16 protein-coding genes and 2 pseudogenes are annotated in these 21,480 nt (G+C 68.4%); 5 read left to right on the top strand and 13 right to left on the bottom strand.

Features of this window, described 5'->3' with window-relative positions; genetic code table 11:
• Window positions 1–369 precede the first annotated feature (369 nt).
• On the top strand, window positions 370–4,869 hold the full coding sequence (locus BTE28158_RS23505; protein WP_151048896.1) for a DEAD/DEAH box helicase: 4,500 nt from the start codon (window positions 370–372) through the stop codon (window positions 4,867–4,869).
• A 131-nt stretch (window positions 4,870–5,000) separates the two neighbouring features.
• Window positions 5,001–6,275 carry an APC family permease gene (locus BTE28158_RS23510; RefSeq protein ID WP_124900666.1) on the top strand — a complete coding sequence of 425 codons (1,275 nt, stop codon included), beginning with the start codon at window positions 5,001–5,003 and terminating at the stop codon, window positions 6,273–6,275.
• Between the two features lie 84 nt (window positions 6,276–6,359).
• On the opposite strand, the gene BTE28158_RS23515 is transcribed toward BTE28158_RS23510, so the two are convergent.
• From BTE28158_RS23515 to BTE28158_RS32580, 4 genes and pseudogenes are all read right to left on the bottom strand, one after another.
• A complete protein-coding gene (locus BTE28158_RS23515) occupies window positions 6,360–6,656 on the bottom strand; it encodes an XRE family transcriptional regulator (RefSeq protein ID WP_059598888.1) in 297 nt (98 codons plus the stop codon).
• Between the two features lie 70 nt (window positions 6,657–6,726).
• Window positions 6,727–7,086 (bottom strand): type II toxin-antitoxin system RelE/ParE family toxin, encoded by a 360-nt coding sequence (locus BTE28158_RS23520; RefSeq protein ID WP_059598893.1) that lies wholly within the window; start codon window positions 7,084–7,086, stop codon window positions 6,727–6,729.
• 134 nt (window positions 7,087–7,220) lie between these two features.
• Window positions 7,221–8,207 (bottom strand): pca operon transcription factor PcaQ, encoded by a 987-nt coding sequence (gene pcaQ / locus BTE28158_RS23525; RefSeq protein ID WP_124900664.1) that lies wholly within the window; start codon window positions 8,205–8,207, stop codon window positions 7,221–7,223.
• A gap of 77 nt (window positions 8,208–8,284) precedes the next feature.
• Window positions 8,285–8,386, bottom strand: a pseudogene (locus tag BTE28158_RS32580) (transcriptional regulator); the annotation flags it as partial.
• On the opposite strand from BTE28158_RS32580, the pseudogene BTE28158_RS32980 reads away from it, so the two are divergent.
• From BTE28158_RS32980 to pcaG, 3 genes and pseudogenes are all read left to right on the top strand, one after another.
• Window positions 8,376–8,622 (top strand): annotated as a pseudogene (locus BTE28158_RS32980) (YiiX/YebB-like N1pC/P60 family cysteine hydrolase); the annotation flags it as partial. The pseudogenes BTE28158_RS32580 and BTE28158_RS32980 sit on opposite strands and share 11 nt — an antisense overlap.
• A 285-nt stretch (window positions 8,623–8,907) precedes the next feature.
• Window positions 8,908–9,615: a protocatechuate 3,4-dioxygenase subunit beta gene (gene pcaH, locus BTE28158_RS23535; RefSeq protein ID WP_151048897.1), complete on the top strand. Its 708-nt coding sequence runs from the start codon at window positions 8,908–8,910 to the stop codon at window positions 9,613–9,615.
• A gap of 3 nt (window positions 9,616–9,618) precedes the next feature.
• Window positions 9,619–10,212 carry a protocatechuate 3,4-dioxygenase subunit alpha gene (gene pcaG / locus BTE28158_RS23540; protein WP_151048898.1) on the top strand — a complete coding sequence of 198 codons (594 nt, stop codon included), beginning with the start codon at window positions 9,619–9,621 and terminating at the stop codon, window positions 10,210–10,212.
• A gap of 463 nt (window positions 10,213–10,675) precedes the next feature.
• Here pcaG and BTE28158_RS23545 read toward each other — a convergent pair whose 3' ends face one another.
• The 9 genes from BTE28158_RS23545 to BTE28158_RS23585 form a co-directional block, all read right to left on the bottom strand.
• Complete coding sequence (locus tag BTE28158_RS23545; RefSeq protein ID WP_203249545.1) at window positions 10,676–11,455, bottom strand: AraC family transcriptional regulator; 780 nt, start codon at window positions 11,453–11,455, stop codon at window positions 10,676–10,678.
• A 227-nt stretch (window positions 11,456–11,682) separates the two neighbouring features.
• A complete protein-coding gene (locus tag BTE28158_RS23550) occupies window positions 11,683–12,510 on the bottom strand; it encodes a M55 family metallopeptidase (protein WP_151048900.1) in 828 nt (275 codons plus the stop codon).
• Complete coding sequence (locus BTE28158_RS23555; protein ID WP_151048901.1) at window positions 12,507–13,589, bottom strand: DmpA family aminopeptidase; 1,083 nt, start codon at window positions 13,587–13,589, stop codon at window positions 12,507–12,509. Before BTE28158_RS23555 ends, BTE28158_RS23550 begins: the two co-directional genes overlap by 4 nt.
• Window positions 13,589–14,482, bottom strand: coding sequence for a glutathione ABC transporter permease GsiD (gsiD, locus tag BTE28158_RS23560; RefSeq protein ID WP_059598882.1), 894 nt, complete (start codon window positions 14,480–14,482; stop codon window positions 13,589–13,591). The genes BTE28158_RS23555 and gsiD overlap by 1 nt, the downstream gene beginning before the upstream one ends.
• A 7-nt stretch (window positions 14,483–14,489) precedes the next feature.
• The gene (gsiC, locus tag BTE28158_RS23565) at window positions 14,490–15,410 is read right to left on the bottom strand and encodes a glutathione ABC transporter permease GsiC (RefSeq protein ID WP_124628683.1); all 921 of its coding nucleotides are present in this window, start codon (window positions 15,408–15,410) and stop codon (window positions 14,490–14,492) included.
• A gap of 67 nt (window positions 15,411–15,477) precedes the next feature.
• Window positions 15,478–17,040 carry a glutathione ABC transporter substrate-binding protein GsiB gene (gene gsiB / locus BTE28158_RS23570; RefSeq protein ID WP_124900654.1) on the bottom strand — a complete coding sequence of 521 codons (1,563 nt, stop codon included), beginning with the start codon at window positions 17,038–17,040 and terminating at the stop codon, window positions 15,478–15,480.
• A gap of 129 nt (window positions 17,041–17,169) precedes the next feature.
• The gene (locus BTE28158_RS23575) at window positions 17,170–19,083 is read right to left on the bottom strand and encodes a dipeptide ABC transporter ATP-binding protein (RefSeq protein ID WP_151048902.1); all 1,914 of its coding nucleotides are present in this window, start codon (window positions 19,081–19,083) and stop codon (window positions 17,170–17,172) included.
• 27 nt (window positions 19,084–19,110) lie between these two features.
• A complete protein-coding gene (locus BTE28158_RS23580) occupies window positions 19,111–20,097 on the bottom strand; it encodes an isoaspartyl peptidase/L-asparaginase family protein (RefSeq protein ID WP_151048903.1) in 987 nt (328 codons plus the stop codon).
• Window positions 20,094–21,044: a MurR/RpiR family transcriptional regulator gene (locus tag BTE28158_RS23585; RefSeq protein WP_059598878.1), complete on the bottom strand. Its 951-nt coding sequence runs from the start codon at window positions 21,042–21,044 to the stop codon at window positions 20,094–20,096. Before BTE28158_RS23585 ends, BTE28158_RS23580 begins: the two co-directional genes overlap by 4 nt.
• Window positions 21,045–21,480: the final 436 nt, after the last annotated feature.

The following is a 21,480-nucleotide window of genomic DNA, read 5'->3' on the forward strand; positions in this document are numbered from 1 at the left end:
CGCCCCGGTATTTTTTGATAATCAAGGGCAATTTCATCCGATTTTCTGCGGCGGATTCGGCATCCAAATCAATCGTTGGTACGTGAATAAGAAGTGGCTAAGACAGGAAAAATAGACAGGACAAGATACTTCCCAAGGGCGAAGCATGGGGGGCAGCCAGGCTCCGGACATTTGGACGGCTCGACGGCTACCTCGTTGGTAGTGAGTGAACCGCTTGGCTTTCCGAGCGATGACGATTCAGGCTTTTTGCGTGAAGTATGATCAACGTTTGAACCGCCGACACACCTGCCCGGCACGCACACGCGACGTCTGGCACACTGACGATTCGTGCGCGCGGCCCACGCGCTCGCACCCCAATTCAACGCTCCGATGGACGTCACCGCTACCCGCCCTGCCGCCAGTGCGCTCGACGTGTTCCACCCGGCCGTCGCCGCGTGGTTCCGGCGCACGTTCGCCGCGCCCACCGGCGCGCAGGCGCTCGCGTGGCCGCACATCAAGGCCGGCCGGTCGACGCTTGTCGCCGCGCCGACCGGCTCCGGCAAGACGCTCACCGGGTTTCTGTGCGCGCTCGACGACCTCGTGCGCGATGCGCTCGCGCACGACGGCGCGCTGCCCGACGCGACGCTCGTCGTCTATGTGTCGCCGCTGAAGGCGCTGTCGAACGACATCCACGTAAACCTCGACGCGCCGCTCGCCGGCATCGCCGAGTCGCTCGCGCAACTCGGCCTGCCGGTGCCGGCGATCCGCACCGCCGTGCGCACCGGCGACACCACGCAGGCCGAACGCGCGGCGCTGCGCAAGCGCGCGCCGCACATCCTCGTGACGACGCCGGAGTCGCTATACGTGCTGCTGTCGTCCACGTCGGGGCGGCAGATGCTGTCGAACGTGCGTTCGGTGATCGTCGACGAGATTCACGCACTGGCATCGTCCAAGCGCGGCAGCCACCTCGCGCTGTCGCTCGAACGCCTCGACGCATTGACCGGCCGCGCGCTGCCGCGCATCGGGTTGTCGGCCACGCAGAAACCGATCGACGCGGTCGCGCGTTTCCTGGTCGGCGGCCCGGCCGACGCGCCGCGCGACTGCACGATCGTCGACACGGGCCACACGCGCGAGCGCGACCTCGCGCTCGAACTGCCGAACGTGCCGCTCGAACCGGTGATGGCGACTGACGTGTGGGAACAGGTGTACGACCGCATCGCCGCGCTCGCGGCCGCGCATCGCACGACGCTCGTGTTCGTGAACACGCGGCGCACCGCGGAGCGCATGGCGCGCCATCTCGCCGACCGTCTCGGCAAGGACGCGATCGCGGCGCATCACGGCAGTCTCGCGAAGGAGCATCGCTTCGAAGCCGAGCAACGGCTCAAGCGCGGCGAATTGAAACTGCTCGTCGCGACCGCGTCGCTCGAACTCGGCATCGACATCGGCGACGTCGATCTCGTGTGCCAGGTCGGTTCACCGCGCGGGATCGCGCCGTTCCTGCAGCGCGTCGGCCGCTCGGGTCACCATGTCGGCGGCGTGCCGAAGGGCCGCCTGTTCCCGCTGTCGCGCGACGAGCTGGTCGAATGCGCAGCGCTGCTCGACTGCGTGCAACGCGGCGAGCTCGACGCGTTGCGGATTCCCGAAGCGCCGCTCGACGTGCTCGCGCAGCAGATCGTCGCCGAAGTCGCCTGCGCGGAATGGCAGGAGGACGCGCTGTACGCGAGCTTCACGCGCGCCGCGCCCTATGCACGCTTGTCGCGGGAACGCTTCGACGACGTGATGAAGATGCTCGCGGAAGGCTTCACGAGCCGGCGCGGCGTGCGCGGCGCGTATCTGCATCGCGACGTGGTCGGTGGCACGGTGCGCGGGCGCCGCAACGCGATGATGACCGCGACGACGTCGGGCGGCACGATTCCCGACATGGCCGACTACGCGGTGCTGCTGGAACCCCAGGGCCTCCAGGTCGGCACGGTCAACGAGGATTTCGCGATCGAGAGCCTCGCGGGCGACGTGTTCCAGCTCGGCAACCAGTCGTACCGGATCATTCGCGTGGAAACGGGCCGCGTGCGTGTCGAGGACGCGCAGGGCCAGTCGCCGAGCATTCCGTTCTGGCTCGGCGAGGCGCCCGGGCGCAGCGACGAATTGTCGGCGGCGGTCGGCCGGCTGCGCGCGCGGCTCGACGGGCTGTTCGCCGAAGGCGATCGGCCCGCGAAGGCCGGTGGACGCAAGCACACGAGCGGCGACGCGGCCGGCAAGACGGGCACGCGCGGCAACGCCAGGCAAGCGGCACAAGCCCGTGCCGCCGCCGATTCGCCCAACGATGCCGTCGGCACCGCGATCGAACCGGCCGAAAGCCGTCTCGCGCCGGCGCTGCGCTGGCTCGTCGACGATCTACATCTGTCTCCCGATGCGGCCCGCCAGATCGTCGACTACCTCGCGCGCACGCGCGCGGCGCTCGGCGCACTGCCAACGCAGGACACGCTCGTGATGGAGCGCTTCTTCGACGAATCGGGCGGCACGCAGCTGGTGATCCATTCACCGTTCGGCAGCCGCATCAACCGCGCGTGGGGGCTCGCGCTGCGCAAGCGCTTCTGCCGCAGTTTCAACTTCGAGCTGCAGGCGGCCGCGACCGACGACGCGATCATTCTGTCGCTGTCGCTCGCGCACAGCTTCGCGCTCGACGAAGTGTGGCGCTACCTCCGCTCGGCCAGCGCCGAGCACGTGCTGGTCCAGGCGCTGCTCGACGCACCGATGTTCGGCGTGCGCTGGCGCTGGAACGCGACGACCGCGCTCGCGCTGCCGCGCTTCACCGGCGGCCGGCGCACCGCGCCGCAGCTGCAGCGGATGAAGAGCGAGGACCTGCTCGCGACCGTGTTCCCCGACCAGGTCGCGTGCCTCGAGAACATCGTCGGCGAACGCGAGATCCCGCATCATCCGCTCGTCGACCAGACGCTCGACGATTGCCTGCACGACGCGATGGATACCGACGGCTGGCTCGCGCTGCTGCGCCGGATCGAAAGCGGCGCGATCGAGCTGATCGCGCGCGACCTGCCCGCGCCGTCGCCGCTGGCGGCCGAGATACTGAACGCGAAGCCCTATGCGTTCCTCGACGACGCGCCGCTCGAGGAGCGCCGCACGCAGGCCGTGCAGTCGCGCCGCTGGAGCGATCCCGAATCGGCCGACGATCTCGGCGCGCTCGACGCCGACGCGATCAACGCGGTGCGCGACGAAGCATGGCCGCTCGTGCGCGATGCCGACGAAATGCACGACGCACTGCTCACGCTCGCCTGCGTCGCCGACAGCGAAGCGCGCGCGCACGACGGCTGGCCCGAGCGGCTCGCGGAACTGGCCGAACGCCGGCGCGCGACGAAACTCGTCACGCCGGACGGCGCAGCGGTGTGGGTGCCGGTCGAACGGCTGGTCTGCATGCGCGCGCTGCACCCCGACGCACGCGTCGCGCCCGCGCTGAAGGTGCCCGCCGCCTGCGCGCAACCATGGGAAGCCGATGCCGCGCTCGTCGATGTGATCCGCGCGCGGCTGACCGGCTTCGGGCCGCTGATGCTCGACGCGATCGCACGGCCACTCGGCCTGCCGTCCGCGCAGGTTGCAACTGCGCTTGCGGCACTGGAGCGCGAAGGCTACGTGATGCGCGGCCGCTTCACGCCGGGCGCGACGACCGACGAATGGTGCGAACGCCACCTGCTCGCCCGCATTCATCGCTACACGGTCAAGCGGCTGCGCCGCGAGATCGAACCGGTCGAGCGCGCCGATTTCATGCGCTTCCTGTTCCACTGGCAGCACCTGACGCCCGACACGCGCGGCACGGGCCGCGACGCGCTCGCGGCCGTCGTCGCGCAGCTCGAAGGCTACGAAGCCGCGGCGAGCGCATGGGAAGACGCGCTGCTGCCCGCGCGCCTGACCGACTACACGGCAGGCGGCCTCGACGAGCTGTGCCGCTCGGGCAAGCTCGTGTGGACCCGAATCGGCGCGCCGGCCCGCGCGGCCGGCGCCCCCGTGAAAACGACGCCAGTCGTGCTGCTGCCGCGCCGCCACCTCGGTGCATGGCAGGCGCTGCGCGACGCGGACCCGCAACCGGCGCTGTCCGCGCGCGCGACGCAGGTGCGCGACGCACTCGCCACGCATGGTGCGATGTTCTTCGACGCGCTGCTCGACGAACTGCACATGCTGCCCGTCGAACTCGAACAGGCGCTCGGCGAACTCGTGTCGGCCGGCCTCGTGAATGCGGACAGCTTCGCCGGGCTGCGCGCGCTGTTGAAGCCCGCGGTCAAGCGCAGCGCGACGTATGCGCCGCGCACGCGGCGCGGCGGCGCGCTGATCGGCGGGATGGACGACGCCGGCCGCTGGGCGCTCGTGCAACGCGCCTCGGCACCGGACAATGCGCCCGCACCGAAGCGCGGCCCGGCCGCGATCGATCCCGACGCACTCGAACATATCGCCTGGACGCTGCTGCGCCGCTACGGCGTGGTGTTCTGGCGGCTGCTCGAACGCGAGGCCGACTGGCTGCCGAGCTGGCGCGAACTCGTGCGCGTGCTGCAACGTCTCGAAGCGCGCGGCGAGATTCGCGGCGGACGCTTCGTCGCGGGGCTCGCGGGCGAGCAGTTCGCGCTGCCGGAAGCGATCCCGATCCTGCGCGAACTGCGTCGCCAACCGGGCGACGGGCAGTACGTGTGCGTGACGGGCGCCGATCCGCTGAACCTGGCCGGCACGTTGTTGCCCGGGGACAAGGTGCCCGCGCTGGCCGGCAATCGCGTGCTGTTCCGCGATGGCGTGCCGGTCGCGTCGCTCGTATCGGGCACGTTCCACTACGTGCCCGAGCTGCCGCCCGCTGCACGCGAGGATGCGCGGCTGCGGCTCGCTCGCCGCTACTGACATCGGCTGACACGCGGCACGTCGCGGACTACTGAACGCCGTGCCGCATCGCCGCGCCCGTTCGGGTAGCATCGAGCGATTCACCGCGCGGCCGACCGCGCCCAGAACAAGCCTTCCGGAGACTGCCCTTCATGTCCTCGCATGCCGATTCGCCCGCCGCTCATCACGCGGGCTCGCTGACGATTTTCCAGGGTGCCGCGTTGTATATCGGCGCGGTGCTCGGCACCGGTGTGATTGCGTTGCCCGCGCTCGCCGCCGAGGTCGCAGGCCCTGCGTCTCTACTTGCGTGGGCCGCGCTCGTCGTGCTGTCGGGGCCGCTTGCGGCCACCTTCGCCGCACTCGGCGCGCGCTATCCGGACGCGGGCGGCGTATCGACCTACGCGCGACGCGCGTTCGGGCCGAAGGCCGCGGCGATCGTCGGCTGGTGTTTCTATTTCGCGGTGCCGGCCGGTGCGCCGGCCGCCGCGATGTTCGGTGGCGCGTACGTCGCGGCCGTCACGGGCGGGGGGCATACGACGGTCATCGTCACGGCTGCCGCGCTGATCGGGACGGTGTCGGCCGCGAATGCGTTCGGCGTCACGGTGTCGGGCCGCATGCAGCTGGTGCTGTCGGCGCTGCTCGTCGCGCTGCTGCTGGCCGCCGTGCTCGCATCCGCGCCACATGCGCGCACGGCGAACCTGCATCCGTTCGCGCCGCACGGGTGGCTCGCGGTCGGCCAGGCTGCCGCACTGCTCGTGTGGAGCTTCGCGGGCTGGGAAGCGATCACGCACCTCGCGGCCGAATTTCGCCGACCCGCGCACGACATGCCGCGTTCGGCCGGCATCGCCGTCGTGGTCGTCGGCTTCCTGTATCTGTCGGTCGCGGCCGCGAGCGTGACGGTGCTCGGGCCGTCGGCCGGCGCGTCCGGTGCGCCACTTGCGGAACTGATCGCGGGCGGCATCGGCGGTCATGCGCAGGTGCTGGCGGCCGCGGCTGCGCTGCTGCTGACGCTCGGCACGATGAATGCGTATTTCGCGGGCGCGGCCAAGCTCGGCGCGGCGCTCGGGCGCGACGGCGCACTGCCGGCGTGGCTCGCACAAGGCAGCCAGGTCGGCGGCGTGCCGCGCCGCAGCCTCGGCGTGATCGCGATGCTGGCGGCCGTCGCGCTGGCCGCGACGACGCTCTCGAACGTCGGGCCGAAGCCGCTCGTGCTCGTCACGTCCGGATGCTTCGTGATGGTGTACGGGCTCGGCGCGGCCGCCGCGCTGAAACTGCTGCCGCGCGGCGGCATCGCGTATCGCTGCGCGTGGATTTCGCTCGTCGCCGTCGCCGGGCTGTTCCTGACGACCGGATGGTATTTCCTGTGCCCGCTGCTGCTCGCGGGCGGTGCGCTGCTGTATCTGCGGATGGCCGGACAGCGCACGTGATCGCGCGCCGGTGCCCGTGTGCGGACGAGCGTGCGCCCGTCGCCGCGATGCACCGGCCCGCCGCGCGCCGCTTCGCCCGGCGCGTCAGGCGGGCACGAGTTCGAAGCTGAGCCGTTTGCCGAGCGCGGTGGCGGCGCTCGCGAGCGTCGCGAGCGTGAGGCTCGTATCGGTTTCGTCGAGCAGCCGGTTGAGCGCGGCGCGACTGGTCTTCATCCGCGCGGCCATCGCGGTTTTCGTGATGTGCTGCGCCTTCATTTCCTGCCCGATCTGCCACGCGATCACGCGCTTGATCGCGGTGGCGGTGGCCGCTTCGAGGTGGCCGTCATCCTCGAGGAATGTGTCGAAGTCGCTGCCGATATGCGGGTTGTTCGTGGTCGTCATGAGTACTCCAGTGCATGGCGTTGCCGGCCGACCCATCGCCGATCTCATGCGGCGGCGCGGCCGGGGGAATTCAGATGGCGCGCGTCAGCGCTTTCAGCCGCGCGACGGTCACGTCTAGATCGTCGGACGGCGTGGCCTGCGACTGCTTGAAGAACGCATGCAGCAGCACCATCGTGTCGCCGACGATCGTGAACAGCACGCGCGCGCTTCGCCGCGGCAGCATCACGCGGATTTCCCAAAGATCCGCCGACATCTTCCGGACCAGCGGCATGCCCAGCGGCCAGCCGAGTTGAACGGTCTTGATCTCTTCGCCGATCATCCTGCGCTCGATCTGCCCGAGCGCCTCCAGCCATTCGCGCACCGGCTCGTTACCACGCGCGGTGCGGAAGAACCGCACGCCGAGCGTGATCTGAATCTGCTGTCTCGCCATCGTCGTGTCATCGAGCGTATCAAAAACGGTACGATATGCCAAGCATGACGAGACCCGCTACTGACCGAACGGCTAACGAATGGAGGTGAAAGAACGACGGCCGGACACCACCCGCCCACGCCCTGCCCGGTGTCTCAACGCGCGCGGCGAGCCGGCTTGCGCGCGCCGCGGGGCGTGCGACGGGTGAGCGCATCGCCGAACCGCGCCTGCGCGATCTCGCGCACGGCGTCGATCAACGTCCGGGCGACGGGCGACGGTTGCGCATCGGTGCGCAGGATGAGCCCGACCGGCTCGTCGGTGCCCGCGGACGGCAGCGCCAGCCGCGCGAGTGCACCGGCCGACAGGTCGTATTCGGCCGCATAGAGCGGCACGAACCACACGGCGTCGTTCTCGAGCGCAAGCGCCCGCGCGACCGACACCGACAGCACCTCGATGAACGAATCCAGCGGCGGCGCGCCGCATGCGCCGAGCAGTTGCTCGGCCGACTGGCGGATCAGCGTACCGTACGGCGGCAGCACGACCGGGTAGGAAGCGAGTTCGGCAGCCGGCGCGGCGCTCGCCAGCAGCGGATGGCCGGCGCGCACGACCGCGACGAGCGGTTCGTTGTACAGCTGCTCGAACGCAAGCCCGATCATCCGCTCCGGCTCCGACAGGCGCCCGATCGCGCATTCGATCGTCCCGGCCTTCAGGCGCTCGAGCAGCTCGGCATTCGCGGCCGTCGCGATCCGCACCACGATGCGCGGCCAGCGTGCGGTCAGCGCCTTCATCAGCGCGGGGGCGAGCGATGCCGCAACCGTCGGCAGCATGCCGATTTCGAGGGTCGCCGCGGCCGCGCCGCCCTCGCGCGCGAGCAGCCCAACGCCCTGCCGCAGCGCCAGCACGCACGCATTCGCATGCGGGATGAACAGTTGCGCTTCGCGCGTAGGCTGCGCGCCGTGCCGCCCGCGTTCGAACAACTTCACGCCGAGGATCGACTCCAGTTCGGCGATCGTCTTCGACACGGCCGGCTGCGTGATTGACAGGCTTTCGGCCGCTTTCTGCACGCCGCCCAGTTGCGCGACCGCGAGAAAACACTGCAGGTGCCGGAACTTGACGCGGCCGTCGGCGATACGGTTATTCATAACGAGCAGTTATGCGAGTGGCAATGAAATGCCATTTTGCATAACTTTCCGGAAAGACCCAAGCATTCGGCGTGGTGTCACGCACGACGCCGCAGCGCGTGGAATCCGGTCGGCTCCCTGATCCGTTTCGCGATCAGCAGAGCCGTGCCGCGCTTCTGCCCGAGCGGTGCCGACGCCGAACGCATCGCGCTGGGCCGCCGCGTCGTGGCACCGAGCACCGACGCGCAGCGCAACGTGCACGCGCCGGCCGAACGGCGGATCGACGCGCGGCTCGGCAGCCGCGTCGACCTGCTGGCGCAGCGCGGGTTCTGCGCGAACTACGTGAGCGACGTGCTCGGCGCCGACCGCACCGCTGCGCACCGGCACGCTATCGCTCGAATTCGACGGAATCGTCTTCGATCCCGCCCGACGGTAACGCCTCACGAACGACGGGCACGCCCGGGAAGGCCGGGTAACAACAACGAAACACAAGAAAGCAGCGACGGGCTGGCTGGAGGGCCGTGCCTGGCATCGTCATCGACGACGCGAAGCCCGATCGCTCTCTCCGCCGGACAGGCGGCCCGTCCGCCGGATTTTCACTGGCGCCGCAGAACATAACGAATGGTTATGCAATTCGCTAAAAAAGTTCATTTTTCATAACTTTCCGGATTGACTAAAGTCTTGCCATCCACTTCGCGAAATACCTAACAGGAGACGCCCGATGGATTCCCCCACGATCCTCACGCCGCGCGACTGGCCGTCGCATCCCGCGTATGTCCACCCCGAGTACCGTTCGTCGGTGACGCGCGGCCCGACGCGCCCGATGATCCCGTTGAAGGAAAAGCTGCGCGACCAGTTCGCGCCCGTCTACGGCGCCGAGGATCTCGGCGCGCTCGACCACGACCTGACGAAGAACGCCGTGAAGAACGGCGAGCCGCTCGGTGAGCGCATCGTCGTCACCGGCCGCGTGCTCGACGAAGGCGGCAAGCCCGTGCGCAACACGCTCGTCGAGGTATGGCAGGCGAACGCGGCCGGCCGCTACGTGCACAAGGTCGACCAGCACGACGCGCCGCTCGACCCGAACTTCCTCGGCGCCGGCCGCTGCATGACCGACGCCGAAGGCCGCTACCGCTTCCTGACGATCAAGCCCGGCGCCTATCCGTGGGGCAACCATCCGAATGCGTGGCGTCCGAATCACATCCATTTCTCGCTGTTCGGCGACTACTTCGGCTCGCGCCTCGTCACGCAGATGTACTTCCCCGGGGACCCGCTGCTCGCGTACGACCCGATCTTCCAGGGCACGCCGGAAGCGGCGCGCGACCGCCTGATCTCGCGCTTCTCGATGGACATCACCGAAGAAGGCTATGCGCTCGGCTACGAATTCGACATCGTGCTGCGCGGCCGCGACGCTACCCCGATGGAGCGCTGAACCATGACGACGCTGAAGCAAACCCCTTCGCAAACGGTCGGCCCGTACTTCGCGTACGGCCTGTGCCCGCAGCAATACGATTACGACCTGAAGAGCCTGTTCACGCCGGCGATCGCCACGCCGGAGGCCGAAGGCGAGCACGTGCTCCTGGTCGGACAGGTGTTCGACGGCGACGGCAACGTCGTCAGCGACGCGGTGCTCGAATTCACGCAGGTGGACGCGGCGGGTCGCTATCCCGAGTCGCGTGACGACATCGCGAAGTCCGGTTTCACGGGCTTCGCACGCGTCGGCACGGGCACCGATGTGCAGAACCGCTTCGTGGTACCGACGGTGAAGCCTGGCCGCATCACCGCCGACGAAGCACCGCACGTCAACGTGACCGTGATGATGCGCGGGATCCTGACCCACGCGTTCACCCGCGTGTATTTCGACGACGAAGCTGCCGCGAACGCGGCCGATCCGGTGCTGAACCTGGTGCCGGCCGAACGCCGCGCGACGCTCGTCGCGAAGCGCGACGCGCAACCGGGCCGGCCCGTCGTGTACCGCTTCGACATCCACATGCAGGGGCCGGACGAGACCGTGTTCTTCGACGTGTGACGCGCGAGCTGGCGCCGGCCGGCTGATCGCACCGAACCGCCGCGCGCCGCGATACCAACAGGTATCGCGGCGCGCGGCGGTTTTCGTTTTCGGGCGCCAACATTCGATGCCGCGCCGCAGCACGTCCGGTCAGGATCGTCGAACGCTCGCGGTTGCCTGCTTCGGACCCCGAAATCGAACGCGCGATTAAAACGCATGCTGCGACTGCACATGAATCGTTGGGGCCGCGCGATATCGTTTGTGCGTTATGCGGCGTATGCTTCGCTATCCGCAGCCCACTGACGGAATTGAATCGGATCAAGCAATAATTTCACGACTCGATGCGCGAACATGGCCCCACTGGCTGTCGCGCATTTTTTCTAACCGAGTGCCTTTAAGCGCGTCTGACCGAAACCTGGCAGGCGCGTTTTTTTCGCCCATGACCGAAGCACTGCACCGCGCCCCGCCGCCGTATCGGTTCCGGCTAGCGGCGCGCCTCCAGATACCGGCTCGGCGTTTCGCCGAGAATACGGCGAAACGCCGACGTAAAGGCGCTCGCGCTCGCATATCCGAGATCGAGCGCGACACGCGTCACCGGCTGCCCGTCGCTCAGCCGTGTAATTGCCGCCAACATACAGACCTGCTGACGCCACGCGGCAAAACTCATACCGGTCTGCGCGCGGAACAGCCGCGTAAACGTGCGCCGGCTCACGCCCACATCGGTCGCCATCCGGTCGAGATCGGCCGCGATCGACGGCGACGCGAACAGATGCCGACAGATCTTCCCCAGGCGCGCATCGGTCGGCAGCGGCGCGTGCAGCGACAGCCTCGGCATCTGCGCGATTTCCGCGATCAGCAGCGCCATCAGCTTGCCCGCCCGACCGTCGACGTCGTACATCGCCGGCAGGTCGATCGCATCGTCGATCAACTGCCGCAAGAGCGGCGACACCCCATATACGCCGCACTGGTCCGACAGCCCCGCGGCCCGGGCCGCGTCTTCGGACACGAACGCGTTGAGCATCGTGACCGGCCCGGTCATCGTCATTTCGTGCCGCACGCCGGCCGGCACCCAGCATGCGCGCTGCGGCGGCACCAGCCAGCGGCCGTACGGCGTCGACACGCTGATCGTGCCGCGCGACGCAAACGCGAACTGCCCGCGCCCGTGCGCGTGCTCCGGAAACGTCGTACCCGCCGCGTAGTCGTTGGCGATCACCACGACGCTACGCGGAATATGTTCGTAGGGATCCAGCAGCGTATTTCTCAAGGCCCGAATTCCATCATGAGTGACCCGATAGCGAAGGCGGGGCACCTTCGATCGGCCTACGATCCGCTCCACGCTTGCGCGACCGGACGGCCGCGAGACCCGACGGCCGAATCGGCCGGTTAGCGACTTCATCGGAGCGGAGATGCCCAATACGTTTCATCTCGTGGGGCACGGACCGACGCGGATTTCAGCGACGAGATCGCGGTCCGGCATCCGATCGGCATGCATCACCGCAGCATGAACGACATGGCCGACAGGCTGTTCAGCGTGCGCACCACGTGCTCGACCGACGGCCCGTCGAAGCGCAGCGTCACTGCATCGACCCGCTCGAGCGACGGCAGCACGCAGAACAGATCCGCGAGCGCGGCCGTCTGCACGCGCAGCGTGCAAGCAGCCGGCGCGGGCCGATGCGCACCCGCGCGCCAGCCGGACGACAGCGCGTGCGCGACCGTTTCGCGTGCGGCGGTCGCGATGCGCGCACAGGACGCTGCCGGCGTGAGCGTGTCGCCGCTCGATGCGCCGCCGGCCGTCTTGACCGTCTCGAAACGCGCGTCCGGAAACAGCGGCCGGGTTTCCTCGGCGAACACGTCATCGCCCGACGCCAGCGCGACGTGCGCGCCATATTCACGCGCCAGCGCGCCGTACAGCCCGGCTTCGCCGAGCTCGACGCCATTCAGCCACACCTGCGTGAACGCGAAGTTGTTGATGGTGTGCGCAAGCACGCCGCGCGTCTGCGATTTCGCGTGAAAGCCGATCATGAACACGAGGTCGGGCTGCTGTTCGAGGCCCGCCATCATCCCCAGCATGCGCGGCTTGCCGAGCACGACGCGGGCACGGGCATCGAGCCCGTCGGGCAGCAGATTGCGGAAGCCGCCATGCGAATCGTTGACCCAGACGGCCTGCGCGCCGCCGGCGAATGCGCCTTCGATCGCCGCGTTCGCCTCGGCGGTCATCCAGCGGCGCGCACGTTCGTATTCCGGATTGCCGGCACGCGTCTGCTCGATGGCGAACACTCCGGCGACACCCTCGATATCGGTCGAGATGAGTATCTTCATGAATGGATCGGACGTCCTTCGTTACCTTCGTTGAATAACCGATCGAGATCGGGCACCGCGTCGCGCAGCGATTGCCGCACGTGGCCGTCGCGCCCGGTCACGGTCACGGCCTGCAGCAGCGCGTCGGCGATCGCGTGCTCGACGCTCTCGGCCGCGGCCATGAACAGCGGATCGAGCGCCGCATCGGCCACGAGGGCCGGTAGCGCGATGGTCGACGCATCGTGCGCGATCGTGTACGCGGTCGAAAAGGCGAGCGCGATGTCGCCGCTGCCGTGCCCGTAGACCGAACCGGTGCGGGCAAGCCCCGCGCCCGCGCGGCGGGCGAGCCGCGACAGTTGCCGCGCGTCGAGCGGCGCATCGGTCGCCAGCAGCAGGATGATCGAGCCTTGCTCCGGCGCCGCCACCTGCGCGTCCGCGGCGGCACGCCGCTGCGCGACGATGCGCCCGAGCGGCACGCCGCCGAGCGTCAGCATCGGCAGCCGGCCGAAATTCGCGAGCACCAGCGCGCCGACCGTGTACGGCCTGCCGGCCGCGACGGCCACGCGCGACGCGGAGCCGATCCCGCCCTTCAGGTCGAAACACGACATCCCGCGCCCGGCGCCCACCGCGCCACGTGCGAAGTCGCGCGCCGCGGTATTGCAGGCTTCTTCATAATGCGCGGCCGTCACCACGAACGCCTGGATGTCGTTCAGATAGCCATCGTTGCACTCGAACACGAGCGGGTTGACGGTCGGCCAGTCGCGGCCGATGTGCGGATTCTGCGCGATCGCCGCGCGGATCTGCGCCTGTGCGACCGCGCCGACGCCGAACGTGTTGGTCAGCGCGATCGGCGTGTCGAGCGTGCCGAGTTCGTCGACCTGCACGAGCCCGACGCTCTTGCCGAAGCCGTTGATCACGGCCGCGCCGGCCGGCACCTTGCTGCGGTAAGGGTCGCCCGGATGCGGCTTCACGACGGTGACGCCGGTCTGCACGTCGCCGGCATCGAGCGTCGCATGGCCGACCGTCACGCCCGGCACGTCGGCAATCGTGCCGCGCGGCCCGGCCGGCAGCGTCGTGCCCCACATCGGAACCGCACGCATCAGCGCCGCTCCAGCTTCGGGTCGAGCGCGTCGCGCAGTCCGTCGCCGAGCAGGTTGAACGCGAGCACGGTCAGGAAGATCGCGAGGCTCGGGAAGACTGCGATGTGCGGCGCCGTCACCATGTCGGCGCGCGCCTCGTTGAGCATCGCGCCCCACTCCGGCGTCGGCGGCTGCGCGCCGAGCCCGAGGAACGACAGGCTCGCGGCCGTGATGATCGACGTGCCGATCCGCATCGTGAAGTACACGACGACCGACGACACAGTGCCCGGCAGGATGTGCCGCATGATGATCGTCCAGTCCGACGCACCGATGCTGCGCGCGGCTTCCACGTAGGTCATGTGCTTGAGCATCAGTGTGTTGCCGCGCACGAGCCGCGCGAACGCCGGGATGCTGAAGATCGCAACCGCGCAGATCACGTTGACCATCCCGTTGCCGAGGATCGCGACCACGCCGATCGCGAGCAGGATCCCCGGGAACGCGAACAGCACGTCGGCCACGCGCATCGTGATGCGGTCCCACCAGCCTTCGTAGTAGCCCGCGAGCAACCCGAAGAACGTGCCGATGAGCGCGCCGAGCGCGACCGAGAAGAAGCCGGCGGCGAGCGAGATGCGCGTGCCGGTGACGATCCGGCTGAAGATGTCGCGGCCGAGCGAGTCGACGCCGAACCAATGCACGGCCGACGGACCGGCGTTCAGCGCGTCGTAGTCGAAATAGTTCTCCGGATCGAACGGCACGATGTGCGGGCCGACGAATGCGAGCACGACGAGCCCCAGCACGAAACCGCCCGCGACCAGCGCGACGGTCTGCTTGCGGAACTTGCGCCAGAATTCGCGCCACGGCGTGCGGATCGCGCTCGATGCGGCCGACGCCGCGGGCTGGACAGTCGCGTTCATGCGCGCCTCACTTGAACCGGATGGTCGGGTTGATGACCGCGTACAGCACGTCGACGGTCAGGTTGATCAGGATGAATTCGAGCGAGAACAGCAGCACGATCGCCTGGATCACCGGGTAGTCGCGCATCGTCACCGCGTCGACCAGCAGGCGCCCGAGCCCCGGCCAGTTGAACACGGCCTCGACGACGATCGAGCCGCCGAGCAGGAAGCCGAACTGCAGCCCCATCATCGTGACGACCGGGATCATCGCGTTGCGCAGGCAATGCTTGAGCACGACCATCGGCTCGTGCACACCCTTCGCGCGCGCGGTGCGCACGTAGTCCTCGTTGAGCACCTCGACGAACGACGCGCGCGTGAAGCGCGCCATCACGGCCGCGACCGCGGCGCCGAGCGTCAGCGACGGCAGCACGTAGCTCTTCCACGTGCCGTCCGGCACGACGGGCAGCCAGCCGAGCTTCACCGAAAATATCTCCATCAGCAGCATGCCGAGCGCGAACGCCGGAAACGAGATGCCCGACACCGCGATCGTCATCCCGAGGCGATCGGGCCAGCGGTTGCGCCATACCGCCGACGCGATCCCGATCGCCATCCCGAACGCCGTCGCCCAGACCATGCTGATGAGCGTCAGCAGCAGCGTCGGCATGAAGCGCTCGCCGATCTCGGTCGACACCGGACGCTTGCTGCGCGTCGACGTCCCGAAATCGCCGTGCGCGATCTTCACGAAGAAGTTCGCGAACTGCGCCGGCAGCGGCCGGTCGAGCCCGAGATCGGCGCGCACGAGCGCGACCGTCGCGTCGTCGGCTTCCGGGCCGGCCGCGAGCCGCGCCGGATCGCCCGGCAGCAGGTGCACGAACAGGAACACCAGCACCGCGACGATCGCGAGCGTGGGCAGCAGGCCGAACAGGCGTTTGACGAGAAAATTCAGCATGGGGCACCGATCGAATCAGCGCGCCGACAGCTCGCGCCGCCGGCGCCGCACAACGGGCGAATCGCCGTCATTTCACCGAGATTTCGTCGAAGTTGAACGAGCCGTCCGGCATCACGTACATGCCGTGCAGGCGCTTGCTGCGCGCATAGACGATCTTCTCCTGCACCAGGAAGATCCACGGCGCGTCGGCCCACACTTGCTTCTGCGCGTCGGCGTACAGGGAGGCCTTCTTCGCTTGGTCGGTCGTCTCGAGCGCCTTCGCGAGATCGTCGTCGACGGCACCGTTCTTGTAGTACGCGGTGTTGTAGAGCTTCGGCGGCGCCGACGTGGACGCGAGCAGCGGCGACAGCGCCCAGTTCGCCTCGCCCGTCGAGGCCGACCAGCCGCTGTAGTACATCCGCACCGGTGCCGTCGCCGGATCCTGCGCGCTCTCGACCTTCGCGACCCGCTCGCCGGCCTCGAGTGCCTGCACCTGCACCTTCACGCCGACCTGCGCGAGCTGCTGCTGGACGAACTGGATCAGCTTCTGCGCCGTCGAATGGTTGTACGCGGACCAGAGCGTCGACTCGAAGCCGTTCGGATAACCGGCCTCCTTCAACAGCGCGCGCGCCTTCGCCGGATCGTACGGCCAGGGCCCGAGCTTGGTCGCGTATTCGACGCCCACCGGGGCGACGCCCGTCTGCGGGGTTGCGTAGCCGGCGAATACGACCTTCGCGAGCGCTTCCTTGTTGACCGCGTAGTTCAGCGCTTCACGCACCTTCGGATTGTCGAACGGCTTCTTCTGCGTGTTCAGCGAGATGTAGCGCTGGATGATCGACGGCCGCTCGATCAGCTCGACCTTCGGATTGCTCTTCAGGTCGGCAGCCTGCTCGAACGGGATCGTGAACGCGAAATCGGCCTCGCCGGTCTTGAGCAACGCGGCGCGCGTGTTGTTGTCGACCACCGGCTTCCAGTCGATCGAATCGACCTTCGGATAGCCCTTCTTCCAGTAGCCGGCAAACTTCTTCACCTTCATGTCGTCGGTCTGCTTCCATTCGACGAACTCGAACGGGCCCGTGCCGACCGGATGCAGCGACACGTCGCGCCCCCACTTCTTCAGCGCGGCCGGCGAAATCATCACCGCCGAGGGATGCGCGAGCGTGTTGATGAACGCGGAGAACGGCTCGCGCAGCGTGAAGCGCACCGTCATCGGATCGACCACCTCGGTCTTCTCGATCACGCGGAACAGCCCGTAACGCTTCAGCTTGTTCGCCGGATCGGTCACGCGGTCGAAGTTCGCCTTCACCGCCTCGGCGTTGAAATCCGTGCCGTCGTGGAACTTCACGCCCGGGCGCAGCTTGACCGTGTAGACCTTCGCATCGGGCGACGCCTGGTAGCTCGTCGCGAGCACGTTGACGAGCTTCATGTCCTTGTCGAAGCCGAACAGCCCTTCGTAGAACGACTTGACGACAGCTTGCGACACCGTGTCGTTCGCGTCATACGGGTCCATCGTCGTGAACGTCGAGTACACGGCGACCACGACGTTCTGTTGCGCGAACGCGGGCACGGCGACCGACAGCGCCAGCGCGCCTGCCCCCGCGGCGAACAACGCGCGCGGACGGAACATCGGGAACGAATTCGACTTGTTCATTTTGTCTGGCTCCTGTGGATGATTCGGTAACGCGTGGTGGAAATCGCGGCGTGACTGCATCCGCTCGGGAAAATGACGCCGTTGCCTGGCGCGTGCGCAGCTGCGGTCCATATCCGACTCGCCGTGCAATCAATACGCGCCGCCGACGCGATGCGCCGCGACGTAATGATCGGGGCCGACCGCAACGAGCGGCGCGACGATCGGCTCGTCGCCGACCGCGCGGATCGGGCTCGGAATCTCGTCCGCCGCGAGCTGGCGCGGCGCATGCCGGCGCGCGGGGTCTGCCACCGGCACCGCGCTCATCAGCTTCCTCGTATAAGGATGCTGCGGCGCCTCGAACACCGCGCGGCGCGGGCCGATCTCGACGATCTGGCCGAGATACATCACCGCGACGCGATGGCTGATGCGCTCGACGACGGCCATGTCGTGCGAGATGAACAGATACGCGACGCCCAGCTCGCGCTGCAGGTCGAGCATCAGGTTCACGATCTGCGCCTGCACGGACACGTCGAGCGCCGACACCGATTCATCGGCGATCACGACCTTCGGATTCAGCGCGAGCGCGCGTGCGATGGCGATCCGCTGACGCTGGCCGCCCGAGAATTCGTGCGGATAGCGGCGTGCGGCCTCCGGTGGCAGGCCGACCTTCTCGAGCAGCCAGTCGACGCGCGCCTGCGCTTCGCGGCCGCTCGCGACGCCGTGTACGAGCAGCGGCTCCATGATCGAGAAACCGACCGTGAGGCGCGGGTTCAGCGACGCGAACGGATCCTGGAAGATGAACTGGATGTTTCGGCGCAGCGCCTGCAGGTCATGGCCCTTCATCGCGCTGATGTCGCGGCCGTCGAATTCGATCGAGCCGCTCTGCGATTCGACGAGGCGCAGCAGCGAGCGGCCGGTGGTCGACTTGCCGCAGCCGGATTCGCCGACGAGCGCGAGCGTCTCGCCCGCGCGCAGCTCGAAGCTCACGCGCTCGACCGCGTGCACGTATTGCGACACGCGGCCGAACACGCCGCTCTTCACCGGAAACCGCGTGACGAGATCGCGCACGCGCAGGATCGGCGGCGCGGCCGGATCGACGTGCGGCTGCCCGGCGACGGGGGCCGCGACCGCGTCGTTCGCGGCAGATGCCGGCGTGGCCGCGCTCGCGCCGTCCACCTTCAGCAGCGGGAATTTCTCGGGGTTATCGGTGCCCTGCATCGAGCCGAGCCGCGGCACGGCCGCGAGCAGCGCACGCGTATAGCGATGCGCGGGCGTCGCGAAAATGCGTTCGGACTCGCCCTCCTCGACCTTCTCGCCGCGATACATCACGAGCACGCGATCGGCCACCTCGGCGACCACGCCCATGTCGTGCGTGATGAAGATCACGCCCATGTTCATTTCGTCCTGCAGGCCGCGGATCAGTTGCAGGATCTGCGCCTGGATCGTCACGTCGAGCGCGGTCGTCGGTTCGTCGGCGATCAGGAGCGCGGGCCGGCACGACAGCGCCATCGCGATCATCACGCGCTGCCGCATCCCGCCGGACAACTGGTGCGGATAGCGCGCGAACACGCGGCGCGCCTCCGGAATGCGCACGAGATCGAGCAGCCGCAACGCTTCCGCGCGGGCTTCGGTCGCGCTCTTCGACTGGTGCAGCGCGATCGCCTCGCTGATCTGGTCGCCGACCGTAAACACCGGGTTCAGCGACGTCATCGGCTCCTGGAAGATCATCGCGATGTCCGCGCCGCGGATCCCGCGCATCGTCGCCGCGCTCGCCCGCACGAGGTCGACGAGCGCGCCGCCGCGACGCCGCAACGCGATCCGGCCGCTCGTGATCTCGCCGCCGCCATGCTCGACGAGCCGCATCAGCGCGAGCGACGTGACCGACTTGCCGGAGCCCGACTCGCCGACGATCGCGAGCGTCTCGCCGCGATCGACGTGAAACGACACGTTGCGCACCGCATCGAACGTCGCGTTTTCGCGGCGAAACATGACCGACAGGTCGTCGACGGCGACGACGCGCTGCTCCGGCAGCACCAGCGCGGACGGGGTTCGGCTCGAAGTCATGCGAAGGTCTCCTCGTACGATCCGGAATCAGGCCGCATCGTCGCGATAGATGCCGACCACGGGCGTCTCGCCGACGCGCGCGTAGCCGCGATACATCCCTTCCGTGTTGAACGGCATCGCGACGTTGCCGTGCGCGTCGACCGCGACGATCCCGCCGCGCCCGGCCAGGCGCGACAGCTTGTTCATCACGGCGTCGTGCGCGGCATCGGCGAGCGATGCGCCGCGATAGGCCATCTGCGCGGCCACGTCATGCGCGGTCGCGAGCCGGATGAACATCTCGCCGGTGCCCGTCGCGGATACCGCGCAGGTCGCGTCGTCCGCATAGCAGCCGGCGCCGATGATCGGCGAATCGCCGACGCGGCCGGGCTGCTTGTTCGTGATGCCGCCGGTCGACGTCGCCGCCGCGATATGGCCGTGCACGTCGCACGCGACCGCGCCGACCGTGCCGTGCTTGCGATCGGGATCGAGCGGCTCGGCCGGCTGCCCGGCGCCGAACGCGAAGGTCGCGGCATCGTGATCGAGCATCGTGCCGGCCGCCGCGCGCGCCTTGACCCACTGTGCATGACGCGCCTCGGTGTCGAAGTAGCCGGGCTCGGCGAGTTCGAGGCCCTTTGCGGCCGCGAACGCGTCGGCGCCCGCGCCTGCCAGCAGCACGTGCTCGCTCGCCTCCATCACGCGCCGTGCGGCGAGCACCGGATTGCGCACGCGGGTCGCGCAGCAGATCGCGCCGGCCGCGAGCGTCGTGCCGTCCATCACCGCCGCGTCGAGTTCGTGTTTGCCTTCGGCCGTATAGACGGCACCGCGCCCGGCGTTGAACAGCGGACAGTCCTCGAGCAGCCGCACGGCGACGGTGACGGCGTCGAGCGCGCTGCCGCCATCGGCGAGCACCTGTTGCGCGGCCAGCAGGATCGCGGTGAGTTCGGCGCGGTACTGGCGTTCGGTGTCGGTGTCCATCGCATCGCGCAGGATCGTGCCTGCACCGCCATGAATCGCGACGATCGCGGGTGAAGTCATGATTTTTTCGTACCGGAGGAAGAAGGGGTGGCGGCCGGCGGCACCGCTTGCGGGTGGATCAGCCACGGCAACAGGAATTCGGTCATTTCGGCGGCGGACTTCGCGGAGCGGTGCGTGCGCAGCGCGACCGCGTCGATCAGCGCCTCGATCATCGTCAGCACGGCCGCCTCCGACGTGGCCGCGAAACGCCGTTCGGCCTTGACATACAGATTCAGCGACGCGATCGGTGCAAGCGGCGAACCGGGCCCGTCGGAGATGCCGAGCACGCGCGCGCCGCGCGCGGCCGCGCGGCGGGCCAGCTCGATCGTGTCCTTGACGTAGCGCGGAAACGCGAGCGCGATCACGAGATCGCGCGAGTCGGCCGTATACAGGCGCCGCGCCGCATGCGACGGCCCCCCGAGCAGCGCGAGCGACTGCACGTTGTCGTGACACACCGACAATCCGTGTTCCATCAGTCCGGTCAGAAACGCGCTCGAACCGGCGCCGAGAATCAGCACGCGCCGCGCGCCGACGATCGCCTCGACGGCCGCCTCGACGTCGGCCGCATCCAGCTGCGCACGCGTGTTCTCGATGTTCGCGACGGCCTGGTCGAACACCGCGTCGATCCACGCTGCGCCGCGCACGCCCTGCTCTTGTTCCTGCTCCTGCGCGGAACGCAGCCGCTCGACCGGGCCGAGCGTCGCCTCGAAGCCGCGCACGAGCGCCGCGCGCATCGCCGGATAGCCGTCGAAACCCAGCGCCTTCGCGAAGCGGTTCGCGGTCGCGATCGACGCGTTCACGGCCTGCGCCAGCTCGTCGATCCGCATCGTCGCCGCGCGAAACGGATTCGCGAGCACGAACTCGCCCATCCGGCGGTGGATTGGCGTCATCCGCGGCATGGCCGAGGCGATGCGCTCCGCGATCGCGGATTCCTCGTGACTGGCATCGTGCGGAACGAGAGGCGTCATTGCGAATGGTTTTGCAAGGTTGATGAAAATCAATTTACACAATCTGCCGACCGGAAAAAAATAAATTTTCATCAGGGTTCCCACGCCCCCTGCCGGGCCCGCCTGATGCAATTGGTCGTGCGACGACCGCTCGATCGCCGTCCAGCCGGCATTCGCCGCCCTCGTCGCGCAACGCACCGAGGATCCCGTCCGCGCACCTATCGGGAATACCCCGAGGATGTTCGTTCGAATGCAGATTCACGTTGACCTGATTCGAATTCGAACATAGGATGCTCGAAAATGATCAGTCGTCAGATAACATTGGCTTTCGATAGCAGCGAAATGTTCGATCGAATGCGCCAATTCCGGTAGAAGACAGGTGAATCGGCCGCCCATGAAGATCTGACATCGTACAAATATGACCGCATAAGACGCCCCAGCCGGGCGACTTGCATGG

Origin of the sequence: Burkholderia diffusa, assembly GCF_902499115.1 — a bacterium.
Taxonomy (GTDB): domain Bacteria; phylum Pseudomonadota; class Gammaproteobacteria; order Burkholderiales; family Burkholderiaceae; genus Burkholderia; species Burkholderia diffusa.

What these genes read in the sequence shown, in the direction of transcription:
- BTE28158_RS23575 (WP_151048902.1), bottom strand. Translation starts at nt 19,083, where the DNA reads ATGACTTCGAGCCGAACCCCGTCCGCGCTGGTGCTGCCGGAGCAGCGC.
- BTE28158_RS23555 (WP_151048901.1), bottom strand. Translation starts at nt 13,589, where the DNA reads ATGCGTGCGGTTCCGATGTGGGGCACGACGCTGCCGGCCGGGCCGCGC.
- BTE28158_RS23510 (WP_124900666.1), top strand. Translation starts at nt 5,001, where the DNA reads ATGTCCTCGCATGCCGATTCGCCCGCCGCTCATCACGCGGGCTCGCTG.
- BTE28158_RS23505 (WP_151048896.1), top strand. Translation starts at nt 370, where the DNA reads ATGGACGTCACCGCTACCCGCCCTGCCGCCAGTGCGCTCGACGTGTTC.
- gsiB (WP_124900654.1), bottom strand. Translation starts at nt 17,040, where the DNA reads ATGAACAAGTCGAATTCGTTCCCGATGTTCCGTCCGCGCGCGTTGTTC.
- BTE28158_RS23520 (WP_059598893.1), bottom strand. Translation starts at nt 7,086, where the DNA reads ATGGCGAGACAGCAGATTCAGATCACGCTCGGCGTGCGGTTCTTCCGC.
- pcaQ (WP_124900664.1), bottom strand. Translation starts at nt 8,207, where the DNA reads ATGAATAACCGTATCGCCGACGGCCGCGTCAAGTTCCGGCACCTGCAG.
- BTE28158_RS23515 (WP_059598888.1), bottom strand. Translation starts at nt 6,656, where the DNA reads ATGACGACCACGAACAACCCGCATATCGGCAGCGACTTCGACACATTC.
- BTE28158_RS23550 (WP_151048900.1), bottom strand. Translation starts at nt 12,510, where the DNA reads ATGAAGATACTCATCTCGACCGATATCGAGGGTGTCGCCGGAGTGTTC.
- BTE28158_RS23585 (WP_059598878.1), bottom strand. Translation starts at nt 21,044, where the DNA reads ATGACGCCTCTCGTTCCGCACGATGCCAGTCACGAGGAATCCGCGATC.
- BTE28158_RS23580 (WP_151048903.1), bottom strand. Translation starts at nt 20,097, where the DNA reads ATGACTTCACCCGCGATCGTCGCGATTCATGGCGGTGCAGGCACGATC.
- gsiD (WP_059598882.1), bottom strand. Translation starts at nt 14,482, where the DNA reads ATGAACGCGACTGTCCAGCCCGCGGCGTCGGCCGCATCGAGCGCGATC.
- pcaG (WP_151048898.1), top strand. Translation starts at nt 9,619, where the DNA reads ATGACGACGCTGAAGCAAACCCCTTCGCAAACGGTCGGCCCGTACTTC.
- gsiC (WP_124628683.1), bottom strand. Translation starts at nt 15,410, where the DNA reads ATGCTGAATTTTCTCGTCAAACGCCTGTTCGGCCTGCTGCCCACGCTC.
- pcaH (WP_151048897.1), top strand. Translation starts at nt 8,908, where the DNA reads ATGGATTCCCCCACGATCCTCACGCCGCGCGACTGGCCGTCGCATCCC.